The sequence below is a fragment of the Pseudomonas sp. LBUM1659 genome (genome assembly GCF_059716045.1).
Window position 1 is genome coordinate 3525147 of sequence record NZ_CP166797.1, and the last position, 11459, is coordinate 3536605.

The 11459-nt window shown below is 58.2% G+C and carries 12 protein-coding genes, 3 tRNA genes and 1 pseudogene; 6 read left to right on the plus strand and 10 right to left on the minus strand.

The features are described 5' to 3' along the window. Positions 1–73 precede the first annotated feature (73 nt). Positions 74–358 carry a hypothetical protein gene (locus ACA048_RS15920; RefSeq protein ID WP_497625281.1) on the plus strand — a complete coding sequence of 95 codons (285 nt, stop codon included), beginning with the start codon at positions 74–76 and terminating at the stop codon, positions 356–358. 5 nt (positions 359–363) lie between these two features. Here ACA048_RS15920 and ACA048_RS15925 read toward each other — a convergent pair whose 3' ends face one another. Beyond that, positions 364–1071: a TetR/AcrR family transcriptional regulator gene (locus ACA048_RS15925; protein WP_497625282.1), complete on the minus strand. Its 708-nt coding sequence runs from the start codon at positions 1069–1071 to the stop codon at positions 364–366. A gap of 178 nt (positions 1072–1249) precedes the next feature. Here ACA048_RS15925 and ACA048_RS15930 point away from each other — a divergent pair, with 178 nt between their 5' ends. Next, the gene (locus tag ACA048_RS15930; RefSeq protein ID WP_497629877.1) at positions 1250–2080 is read left to right on the plus strand and encodes an NAD(P)H-binding protein; all 831 of its coding nucleotides are present in this window, start codon (positions 1250–1252) and stop codon (positions 2078–2080) included. A 175-nt stretch (positions 2081–2255) separates the two neighbouring features. Then, complete coding sequence (locus ACA048_RS15935) at positions 2256–3872, plus strand: DUF1254 domain-containing protein (protein WP_497625283.1); 1617 nt, start codon at positions 2256–2258, stop codon at positions 3870–3872. On the opposite strand, the gene ACA048_RS15940 is transcribed toward ACA048_RS15935, so the two are convergent. After that, positions 3806–4216: an NAD(P)-dependent oxidoreductase gene (locus ACA048_RS15940; RefSeq protein WP_497625284.1), complete on the minus strand. Its 411-nt coding sequence runs from the start codon at positions 4214–4216 to the stop codon at positions 3806–3808. The genes ACA048_RS15935 and ACA048_RS15940 overlap by 67 nt on opposite strands. Before the next feature lie 119 nt (positions 4217–4335). Between ACA048_RS15940 and ACA048_RS15945 the strand changes: the two genes are divergently transcribed. The 3 genes and pseudogenes from ACA048_RS15945 to ACA048_RS15955 form a co-directional block, all read left to right on the plus strand. Then, complete coding sequence (locus tag ACA048_RS15945) at positions 4336–5208, plus strand: GNAT family N-acetyltransferase (RefSeq protein WP_497625285.1); 873 nt, start codon at positions 4336–4338, stop codon at positions 5206–5208. After that, positions 5208–6101 (plus strand): polysaccharide deacetylase family protein, encoded by an 894-nt coding sequence (locus ACA048_RS15950; protein WP_497625286.1) that lies wholly within the window; start codon positions 5208–5210, stop codon positions 6099–6101. Before ACA048_RS15945 ends, ACA048_RS15950 begins: the two co-directional genes overlap by 1 nt. Positions 6102–6184: 83 nt before the next feature. Then, a pseudogene (locus tag ACA048_RS15955) lies at positions 6185–6398 on the plus strand (integrase); the annotation flags it as partial. 94 nt (positions 6399–6492) lie between these two features. Here ACA048_RS15955 and ACA048_RS15960 read toward each other — a convergent pair. The 8 genes from ACA048_RS15960 to ACA048_RS15995 all read right to left on the minus strand — a co-directional run bounded on the left by ACA048_RS15960 (position 6493) and on the right by ACA048_RS15995 (position 11424). Further along, positions 6493–6579: transfer RNA gene (locus tag ACA048_RS15960), tRNA-Leu, on the minus strand. 195 nt (positions 6580–6774) lie between these two features. Next, positions 6775–6848 (minus strand) — tRNA-Cys (locus ACA048_RS15965). Between the two features lie 45 nt (positions 6849–6893). Continuing rightward, positions 6894–6969 (minus strand) — tRNA-Gly (locus ACA048_RS15970). A 63-nt stretch (positions 6970–7032) separates the two neighbouring features. After that, positions 7033–7593, minus strand: coding sequence for a CDP-diacylglycerol--glycerol-3-phosphate 3-phosphatidyltransferase (gene pgsA, locus ACA048_RS15975; RefSeq protein ID WP_223513238.1), 561 nt, complete (start codon positions 7591–7593; stop codon positions 7033–7035). A 33-nt stretch (positions 7594–7626) separates the two neighbouring features. Further along, positions 7627–9450, minus strand: a complete 1824-nt coding sequence (gene uvrC / locus ACA048_RS15980; RefSeq protein WP_497625287.1) for an excinuclease ABC subunit UvrC — start codon at positions 9448–9450, stop codon at positions 7627–7629. A gap of 2 nt (positions 9451–9452) precedes the next feature. Then, the gene (gacA, locus tag ACA048_RS15985) at positions 9453–10094 is read right to left on the minus strand and encodes a response regulator transcription factor GacA (RefSeq protein WP_008015884.1); all 642 of its coding nucleotides are present in this window, start codon (positions 10092–10094) and stop codon (positions 9453–9455) included. A gap of 127 nt (positions 10095–10221) precedes the next feature. Beyond that, the gene (locus ACA048_RS15990) at positions 10222–10665 is read right to left on the minus strand and encodes a GNAT family N-acetyltransferase (protein WP_497625288.1); all 444 of its coding nucleotides are present in this window, start codon (positions 10663–10665) and stop codon (positions 10222–10224) included. Next, positions 10666–11424 (minus strand): carbon-nitrogen hydrolase family protein, encoded by a 759-nt coding sequence (locus tag ACA048_RS15995; RefSeq protein ID WP_497625289.1) that lies wholly within the window; start codon positions 11422–11424, stop codon positions 10666–10668. Positions 11425–11459 lie beyond the last annotated feature (35 nt).

An 11459-nucleotide genomic window follows, 5' to 3' on the forward strand; every position in this document is an offset into this window, starting at 1 on the left:
GCTCGCCAGGAAGCCAACGAACGCTTGCGTTTACGGGAGGTCAAACGATCACACGTCGCGAAGGAGGCGTTCCATGGTCACCCACTTCAAAGTCAGCGGGCACTTGGCCTGCGGTCACAAAGGCAGCAACCTCACGTCCACCCAAGAACTGAACCGCGTGAAATGCAGAAGTTGCCGAAACACCGATGCGTACCAGGAAGCGCGCAAGGCCCAGCGCAATGCGGCACGCCGTACCGCACGCAAGGCCAAAGCCACTCACACCGCCAATGACTGGCGCTCAGCCTGGACCGAGCGGCTTACCGCCATGGCCGGGCTGCAAAGACTGCCTCGTGGTTTTACCGGTCAGCCTTTTGTTTAAAAGGCTCAATCAACAGTTGGGTCGACCTCGTTCGGCCCACTGCTGTTCAATGACTCGGCTGTATGCAGGCTCGCGGGCGCCATGATTTCAGCGAGCGACATGCGCTTGAACGCTTCGACCAATCGCCGCCCTTCTTCAGGCGCGCAGGTAATGGCCAGTCGCATGGTCGCCTCACCCATTTGCCAGATCAGAAAAGCGCTATCAGCGACTCGCTGGGCATCACTGCCTGGAAACACCCGAAGCATCGCATCGGCCAGTAATCTCCCAGCGACACGACTCTCTTGCAACTCCAACGCCAGCAGTTGCTTGTCGGCCTGCATCCCCGACCAGGTATCACGCATTGCCGGCTCTGCCTGAACGATGTCGTAATACTGCTCGAGCAAGTCCGAATACGCCTCGCGCAAGCCTTGTGCGTCCTGGACCGCCCCTAGTGCCGCTTCTATACACCGACGACTCTCGGCGTTATAGCGCTCGGCCAGCGTGCGGATCACAGAGCTCTTGTCTGGAAAGTACTGATAAAGCGAGCCGATCGAAATCTCCGAGCGTTCGGCAATTTCACTCATCTTTAGCGAATCGCTGCCCTTGGTCGCGATGAGCTGCGTCGCCACGGCAAGTATTCGTTCTTGTCGCTCGCGACTGCGTTGTTGCGTGGGGTTGCGTCGGGTCGGCTCTGAAAAGGACTGTTCGCGCCCGGGGGTGGCTTTCTTCGGCACTGCATTTCCCCGATCAATTACATGACATGCACTCACATTAGCACTGCCCATTCGCACACCCAAGGGCGCAAAGCCGTACGTCGGCTTTGTTCGTCACGCCAGTTGACGATGGAACATGAGCGTTTATCATCTTTTTAACGTGAGTGTCACTCACATTAACCCGATGGAGATGAACGCGATGAACACGCAAGGCACCCTCCTCATTCTCGGCGCGACCGGTAAAACAGGGCGCTGGATCACTCAACGACTTGCAGCTGCGGAACTGCCCGTGCGCCTCGGTTCGCGTCAAGCAAATCCACCCTTCGACTGGGAGAATCGGTCCACCTGGGGTGCAGCCCTTGATGGAGTTCACGCTGTTTACATTTCCTATCAACCGGACCTCGCCGTTCCGGGCGCCGTCGAAACGGTTCAGGCGTTTACCGACCTGGCCGTTCAAAGCGGCGTCGGCAAACTGGTGCTGCTATCCGGACGCGGAGAGGCCGAAGCAGAACACGCCGAACGCGTTATTCAGAACAGCGGCATCGACTGGACCATCCTGCGTTCCAGCTGGTTCTTCCAGAACTTCAGTGAGGCGCATTTTCTGCAGCCCATTCTTCAGGGTGAACTGGCGCTTCCCGTGGGCAACATCGCGGAGCCCTTTGTCGATGTGGAGGACATTGCCGAGATTGCAGTTCAGGCGCTGACCCAACCCGGACACTCAGATCAGCTTTATGAACTGACAGGGCCTCGGGCGCTGACGTTTGCTGATGCGGTTGCTGTGATTGCACAAGAAACCCGGCGCGATATCGGTTTCATCGCTGTCCCACCGAAGGCCTATCGGGAGGCGTTGGAGCAGGAACAATTGCCTGCCGACTTGATTGAGCTGGTGCACTATCTCTTCACCACCGTGCTCGATGGCCGAAATACACCGGTTACCGATGGCGTTCATCGAGCACTGGGACGTCCGGCTCGGGACTTTACTGACTATGCTCGGCGGACCGCAAAGACCGGTATTTGGACGCCTGCGTAGTTACGCGCGGTGTGATGGGCGGCAACTTCTTTTCTGTACCTATGAGGACCGATTTACAAGCTTCGCTTATTCGTTAGCTGTTGTCTGAATGCCAACTACGCTTAGCGGGATGTCTTGGGCTCGCGGGGACACTCAGAGTTCGAGGTGGAGTCACACAAACACAGGAGAGTAAACGATGAGACCGTTTGACCATCCCTTGGCCGTAATCATGACCTGCGCCACCTTGGCCATTCCCCACTGGGTTTCGGCAGAGCCCGCTGCGATACCCGCATCGGTCAGCACCCCGGACAAAGTCGAATCCCGCATCGGCACATTGGAGTTCAAGGACGGCGCGCCAAGCGCGGCAACCGTGGCGAAGGTGTACGACCAAATCGACTTCACGCATGCGTACAACACGTTCATGAATAGCCTGGACGGTGTGAGCATTGCTTCCTTCCGAAAAGGCTGGGCAAACGTTGGCATGAAAGACAACGAAGTCATGGTCTACTCGGAACTGATGGACGCCAAGTCGCTGTACCTGACCGCCAATGCGGACACGGTCTACTTCTTTGGCGGCCTCGACCTCTCCAAGGGGCCTATGGTACTTGAGGTTCCCCCCAAGGCACTTGGTGCCATTGACGATCAATGGTTTCGCTGGGTCATCGACATCGGTCTGCCGGGGCCGGATCGCGGCGAGGGCGGGAAGTATCTCATCCTGCCGCCAGGCTATACCGGCCCGCTGCCCGAGGGAGGCTTCTATATCGCCCATGCCAAGACCAACTACGTTCTGTGGTTCGCTCGATCCTTCCTGGAAAACAAGAGCGATCCCAAGCCCGTGGTTGCGTCGATCAAGCAGTTCACCAAGGTCTATCCCTACGAAGCCGGTGGTGTTGGCACCAGCATTGCCGAGTTCTTGAGTGGCAAGGGCAAACTCGGTCGGATCACCACGCCACCGCCGACGGTGTTTCATGAAGGCAGCGGCAAAGTGATGAACACGTTGCCACCCAACGACTTCAGCTTCTACGAGGTGCTCAACGAAATTGTCCAGCAGGAGCCGGCGACCTCTCAGAATGCCGAGTTGATGGGGTCGATCGCGGCCATTGGGATCGTCAAAGGCAAGCCCTTTGCACCAGACGCACGAATGAAGAAAATCCTCACCGAGGCGGTCGCAGTAGGCAACGCCGCCACACGCACGCTCTTCATGAGCCCGCGCGATCCAAGCTGGTACTACTACCCCAATTCGTCGTGGTCGAATTTATTGTTTCAGACCGGCTATGAGTTCGAGACGCCGATCCCGCAGATAACACCGGAAGGCGTCAAGCCCTACCCAGCGACGGGTTACCGAACGCTGGATGCACGGACGTATTTTTTCTATGGCGTAACCGGCATCACGCCCGGCATGGCCATGCGCCTGACAGGGGTCGGCTCGCAGTATCTGCTGACCATGGCGGATGCAAACAAGCAGTTCTTTGACGGTGCCAAGACCTATAAGGTAACCCTGCCGAAAGACATCCCGGAAACGAACTTCTGGTCGTTCACTGTCTACGACAACCAGACGCGCTCAATGCTCGACACGCCGCAACGCTATCCCCGCGCGGGAAGCCAGAGCTTCCCTTCGCCCGCCGCAGAAGCTGACGCCAACGGGGTCACTACGATCTACTTCAGTCCAACCCAACCTGAAGGAGTAAAACGCGGAAACTGGATTCAGACCGACCCAACCAAAGGGTGGTTCACGGTGCTTAGGCTCTACAGTCCAGCGGAGTCTTTCTTCACCAAAACCTGGCGGCCGAGTGAGATTGAAATAGTGCGGTGAACTCGGGCTCTGGCCCGTTTATGAACGGTTACAGCGGTAGGCGCAATGCGCCACCGTTGCACCGTTGCATTGGGAGGCAAGTCTGCGCCGCGATCATGCACCGGAGTCAAAAGTACCCGGGGATGATTCCAGAAAGGACTCTCTTCAGTGAGCGGCTCCTGCACCAGGACATCCAATACAGCACCTCCCACACGACCATTTTCCAACGCAGAAAGCAGGTCCTGCTCTACAACGTGCGCGCCACGTCCTACGTTGATCAGCCCAGCACCTCGGGGCAGGTAATCAAGCCTCGCAACATTAAGTATCCCGTTCTGGAGTGAGCCGCGACGTTCTTGATTCCTCACCTGAATGAATCAACATCATGACTCAAGTCAACACCTTGACTGCCGAAGGCAGGCAAAATTGTACGCGGCAGAAAAAGATAGTTTTTTAGCCAGAATCGCGTCAATAGGAGAACATCGCGGTGTCGAATCAGCTTGTGATTCGCAACATGACCCGCTCCGAGCTGGACCAGCTTGTCGGCTGGGCTACACGCGAGGGTTGGAATCCCGGCCTTCATGATGCCGAGCTGTTCTGGGCTACGGACCCTGAGGCTTTCATCGCGGCGGACCTTGATGGCGAGTTGATTGGCGGCGGTGCCATCACCTCCTACAACGGCGAATTCGGCTTCATGGGTTTCTTCATCGTTCGGCCCGAAAATCGCGGACAGGGTCTCGGCAATACCCTCTGGCACGCCCGCCGCGAGCGCCTCCTCGCTCGTTTGCGCCCAGGTGCGAGCATCGGCATGGACGGTGTCTTCGCGATGCAGGACTACTACGCCAAGGGTGGCTTCGTCTTCTCCCATCGCAACATGCGTTTTCGTGCCGAGATCCTCGAACGTCCGGCAACCTCGCTTGTTGACGGCGAAGACATCGTCCCGCTGGCTACCTTTGCGTTCGATCAGGTTCTCGATTACGACCGCACCTGCTTCCCAGCCTCGCGCCCGACCTTCCTGAGAGGGTGGATAGCCCAACCCGATGCGCTCGCCTTGGGTTGCCGGCGCCAAGGAAGGCTGAGCGGATTCGGCGTGGTGCGGCGCTGCAGGGAAGGCTGCAAGATCGGTCCCCTGTTCAGCGATGACGCCTTGACGGCCAATGCCCTCTACTCGCACTTGGCAAGCTTCGCCGCGGGTGGCCCCCTGTTTCTCGACACCCCGGAGAACAACCGCGCCGCGATGGCGCTCGTGCACCAACATGGGATGAACGAGGTCTTCGGCTGCGCGCGCATGTATCTCGGCCCTCCTCCGGCTCTCGCGCACGAACGTGTCTTCGGCGTCACGACCTTCGAGCTGGGCTGATGTCCGCGCGCGATCTGGTCGGTTACGGCGGTTGTCCACCCCACCCGCGATGGCCGGGTGAGGCTCGCGTCGCGGTTCAGTTCGTGCTCAACATCGAGGAGGGCGCGGAGTCGTGCATCCTCAATGGCGATGCCCAGTCAGAAGCCTATCTCCACGAGCTGCCTGGCCGCCCACCTCGCACGGGAAAACGGGATTTGAGTGTCGAGGGGATGTATGAATACGGATCGCGCGCAGGCGTGTGGCGCCTCCTGGAGCTGTTCAGCGCCCGTGGCCTGCCCCTGACCGCCTTCGCCGTCGGCCGGGCACTGGAACTCAACCCGCAGATCGGCCATGCGCTCCGCGCTGCCGGGCATGAAGTCGCCGGGCATGGTTACCGTTGGCTGGACTATCTCGACATCCCTGAAGACGAAGAGCGGCTCCATATCCGCCTTACCCTCGACACGATCGAGCGGATCTGCGGCAAGCGCCCCACAGGTTGGTACACGGGGCGGGTCAGTCCGAACACCTGCCGCCTGTTGCGCGAGGACGGCGGGCTCCTCTACAGCTCAGACGCCTACAACGATGACTTGCCCTATTGGCTTCCAGGTTCGCCCAAACACCTGGTGATCCCGTACACACTGGTCAACAACGACATCCGCTATCTGCTTCCGAACGGTTTCTCCTCCGGGGAGGACTTCTTCCAGCTGCTCAAGGATGCTTTCGACTTGCTGTGGCAGGAGGGCGCGCAACATCCGAAGATGATGAGCGTCGGCCTGCATGGCCGGATCAGCGGCCATCCAGCACGCGCGATGGCGTTGGCGCGCTTTCTCGATTACGTGCAAGGCCACGGCTCGGCCTGGATCTGCCGGCGAGAAGAGATTGCCGGGCACTGGATAGCCGAATTCCCCCCTTAGGGACGCTGAGCCCGGAAGCCTCTGCCAAAAGTAAAGATTTCAATCTCAGGCGCGTATTTTTTCTGCCGTGGAAACCATGGCCAATGTTGCGTGGAAGGTTTGACTGGGCAAGGGCGGCGGCCAGAGTTGCGAAGGCCGAGTTTCAAATGCGTGACTTGCGGGCGAAGGCGGCGACAGACAAAGAGGAATCGACAGGCAACATAAGAGCAGCACGCGATCAACTAGGGCATACCACCGTTGGTATGACGGAAATACATTCGAATGCGCAAAGGGATGAAAGTCACGCCCACAAAATGACCTGTGGTAGCGAGTTGCGGAGCGGAGATTGTTTGTCGCGGAGCAAAAAAATAAGGGCTTACGTGAGGTCCCTCACGTAAGCCCTTGATATTCATGGTGCCCGAAGCCGGAATCGAACCGGCACGCCCTTACGAGCGGGGGATTTTAAGTCCCATGCGTCTACCAGTTTCGCCATTCGGGCGGTAGCGCGGTGAAGCAGTCTCAAAACTGACAGATGACAACCTGGCAGTTCTGACGCTTGTGCAGCAGAGGGGGAAATATATACACCCCGCCCCGGTGAAGCAAGTTCGCAGATGACCTTTTCAAGACAAAATCTTGCAGGGCTGCTGAAATAAAAAAGCTCCGTAAATCATAGATCTACGGAGCTTGTTTATAGTGGAGGCCGAGGTCGGAATCGAACCGGCGTAGGTGGATTTGCAATCCACTGCATAACCATTTTGCTACTCGGCCTCAAACATCTGCTGTCAGTAGCACAACAACAAATGCGTACAAACTTGGAGCGGGAAACGAGACTCGAACTCGCGACCCCGACCTTGGCAAGGTCGTGCTCTACCAACTGAGCTATTCCCGCGTCTTGGTGTGGCGCATTCTATAGAATCCAGATGCCCCGTCAACCCCTTGATTCAAAAAAGTTTTATTTCTTTTCAACGTCGGTCTTCAGATGCGGCCAGGCAGCCCGCAAGTACTGGACCATGGACCACAATGTCAGGCCCGCAGACACCAGCAGCAAGGCATAACCGATCAAGACCCAGAAGGAAAAGTCTGACGGATTGGCCAGCAGGATGACCAATGCGAGCATTTGCGCGGCGGTTTTCCATTTGCCCAGGTTCGACACCGCCACGTGAGCACGGGCGCCGAGTTCGGCCATCCATTCGCGCAATGCCGAGACGACAATTTCGCGACCGATGATGACAGCGGCCGGCAGCGTGAGCCACAGGTTACCGTGTTCTTGCACCAGCAAGACCAGCGCGACGGCAACCATCAGCTTGTCCGCCACGGGATCGAGGAAAGCCCCGAACGGGGTACTTTGCTCCAGGCGTCGGGCCAGATAACCGTCCAGCCAGTCTGTGGCGGCGGCAAATGCGAAGACCGAGGCAGACGCCAGGTAGCTCCAGTGGTAAGGCAGGTAGAACAGTAAAATGAAGATCGGGATGAGCAGGACGCGTAGAACGGTAATCAGATTAGGGATATTCATCGGCACAACTGGCTACGAGGTGAGTTGGGCATTCTACTCGCTGTGCAGATTTGCATAAATCAACTCTGCGAGCTTTTTACTGATCCCGGGTGCTTTGGCGATCTCCTCGATGCTGGCACGAGACAGCTCCTGCAATCCACCAAAATGTTTTAATAAATCGCGACGCCGTGTCGGCCCGACGCCGGCCACGCCCTCAAGCGTGGACGTGCGGCGAGTTTTCCCACGGCGTGCGCGGTGCCCGGTAATCGCAAATCGGTGAGCTTCGTCGCGTATTTGCTGAATCAAATGTAGCGCAGGGGAATCGCCGCGCAAGGTGAACTCGTGGGCAGCATCGTTGAGGTACAAGGTTTCGAAACCGGCCTTGCGCGTCGCCCCTTTGGCCACGCCCAACAGAATCAAGTCAGGCACCGCCAGTTCATTGAGTACATCACGCGCCATGGACAGCTGACCCTTGCCACCGTCCACCAGCAGAATATCCGGTAGCTTGCCCTCACCGTCCTTCAACTTGCTGAAGCGGCGGGTCAAGGCCTGATGCATTGCGGCGTAGTCATCCCCCGCCGTCACGCCTTCGATGTTGTAGCGGCGATAATCGGATTTGATCGGGCCTTCCGGGCCAAACACCACGCAAGACGCTACGGTGGCTTCGCCGCTGGAATGGCTGATGTCATAGCACTCCAGACGCTGCGGCGGCTCGTCCAGGTTCAACACTTCTGCCAACGCATCGAAACGTGCCGCGACGTGCTGACGGTTCGCCAGACGCGCGCCCAAGGCCTGCTCGGCATTGGTGACCGCCAATTGCTGCCAGCGCGCTCGTGTACCGCGCACCCGATGACTGATCGTCAGCTCGCGACCACGCAGGGCTTCGATGGCCTCGATCAGCGTCGGGAAGTCTTCATGAACCACGTTTACGATCAGCTCGCTCGGCAAGTCGCGCTCGGGGCTGGTGATGAAGTATTGGCCGAGAAAGGCGGCCATGACTTCGGACACATCTTCGTCGATGCCGGTTTGCGGGAAGAAGTTCTTGCTGCCCAGCACCCGCCCGCCGCGCACGCTGATCAAATGAACGCAAGCACCGCCCGGATTGACGAAGGCGGCGATCACATCGATATCGCCGGTGCCGCCTTCCATGCTTTGCTGGTCCTGGACTCGACGCAACAATGAAATCTGGTCGCGCAACTCGGCGGCGCGCTCGAACTCAAGATTGATCGCCGCCTCCTCCATGCCCGCGGACAACTCGTCCGCCAGCGCATTGCTGCGGCCTTCAAGGAACATCACCGAGTGGCGAACGTCTTCGGCGTACACCTCTGGCTCAACCAACCCCACGCACGGTGCCTTGCAACGTTTGATCTGGTATTGCAGGCAAGGTCGCGTGCGGTTCTTGTAATAGCTGTCTTCACACTGACGGACAAAAAAGGTCTTTTGCAAAAGGCTCAGGCTTTCGCGAATCGCGCCGGCGCTCGGGTACGGGCCAAAATACTTACCTTTGGCCTTCTTCGCACCGCGGTGGATGCTCAAGCGAGGGAACTGGCCATCCGAGAGAAAAACGTAAGGGTACGATTTGTCATCGCGCAGCAGGATGTTATACGGCGGGCGCCATTCCTTGATCAGCGTCTGCTCAAGCAGCAGGGCTTCGGTTTCGTTGGCGGTGATGGTGGTTTCGACTTGAGCGATACGGGCCACCAGCGCCGCCGTCTTGGGCGACAGACCGGATTTGCGAAAGTAACTCGACAGGCGATTCTTCAGGTTCTTGGCTTTGCCGACGTACAACAGGCGCGCATCGCTGTCGAACATGCGATACACACCGGGACGCCCACTGACCGTCGACAGAAAAGCGCTGGGATCGAAGACTTCACTCATTGTCAGAGGCTGGCATCGACCATGCCGTGACGAACCGCCAACAGCGTCAGCTCGACATCACTGCTGATCGAAAGCTTCTCGAAAATGCGGTAACGGTAAGTGTTGACCGTTTTGGGCGACAGGCAAAGTTTGTCGGAAATAATCTGTACTTTCTGACAGCCGACAATCATCAGCGCGATCTGGATCTCGCGCTCGGACAACGCATCGAAGGGCGAATCGTTGGTCGGCTGAAAAGATTTGATCGCCAGTTGCTGGGCAATCTGCGGGCTGATGTAGCGTTGCCCGGCAAACACCAGGCGAATGGCCTGAACCATTTCCGGCAGCCCGGCGCCCTTGGTCAGGTAACCTGCGGCACCGGCCTGCAACAACCGCGTCGGAAACGGATCCTCCTCACACACGGTAACCGCGACGACTTTGATATCCGGGTGACTGCGCAACAGTTTGCGCGTGGCTTCAAGACCGCCGATCCCGGGCATCTTTACGTCCATCAACACCACATCGGGTTTCAGCTCACGCGCTTTCAGCAGGGATTCTTCTCCTGACTCAGCCTGGCCGACTACTTGTAGGCCATCGATGTCAGCCAGCATTCGTGTAATGCCTGTACGAACGAGATCATGGTCATCGACTACTAGCACCCTAATCAAGCAGACACCTCGCGATTTGGTCTAATTGGGTTGCCGGACACCTTAGCAAAAAGCAACTGGCAGACCTAGCGGCAAGCGTCATATAAAAAGTATCAATTCGTCTTGAAAGGCTTGTTGCCAGCGTGTTTCAGCGATGTCCCCCACCAGCATCACGCTGCATTCTCAGGAAACACTCGTCTTTGCCGACCACCGTCAGCCCTTTTCTCTCGTAAAGCTTTTTTGCCGGATTGTTTTCAAAAACGGTCAGGCGTACCGCCGGGCGACGTTCCTTGCACGCGAGTACGAATACCTGATCGATCACCCAGGAGCCCGCGCCCTGCCCCTGGAACGCTTCGATAATGTGCAGCTCGCGGATGTACAAGGCGCTCGCATCGCGACTCAAGCTGACAAAACCCAGTAGCGCATCATCACGCACAATCATGCGGTTTTCGCGCCCCACCCACGCGACATCAAACGCCTCATCCAGCCAAAGCAGGTCGTGCCGAATGTAATAGCGCAGCATGTTTTCGCAGGTCAGCTTCCGGGCGAAGTCGAGATCCTGGAGTGTCGCCGGACGCCATTCGAACCCCATTCAAGCCACCGCAACGTCGACGATATGCCCACGCCAGTCACCCGCTTCGCGGCGAGCCACTACCATCACATTCCCCGTACCGTGCGCTGCTGCAATGAGCGAACCGTCCGACGCCCAGATAGCACTGCGCCCTGCAGACTCCCAGCCTCCGGTTGCACCGCCGTGATTTGCCATCAGTACCGTCATTGAATGAGTGCCCGCGTAGCCTTGCAGAAGCGCAGTGTCCGGGGCATAGCCGTTTACCGTGATCAGCACACCGGCGGCATACAGGTCGGCGCCCTGCTCCGCCGCCGCGGCTGCGTGACTGGCGTGCGAAAAATCGGCACACACCGCTAGCGCGACGGCATCGGCACCAATCGTCAACATCGAACCACCTGCGCCCGGGGCAAACGCCACTTCCTCGCCTGGGTGCAGATGCTGCTTGCTGTAAACCCCGAGCGAACCATCTGCGCCGAACACCAATGCGCCAATCAATACCGGCGATTCGTCCGACAGCCGAATCGGCATTCCGACGACGCTCGTCACACCGACTACCCGCGCGAAATCCCGCAACGGCTGCAACACTTCGGCATCCGGTGCGATTGCCAACTCGGCTGCCAATCCCCGCTCATACCCGGTCAGCGACAATTCCGGAAAGACCAGTAACTGAACGCCCTGCTCTGCGGCAACCTGCATGAAACGCTGATGCCGGACAATGTTGGCGGCGAGATCACCCGCGACGGAGATCGATTGAGCGGCGGCAATGGTCAATGGCGTCATGGTTCGTCCTTGTGACGTTAGAGCGTTAGCAAAAC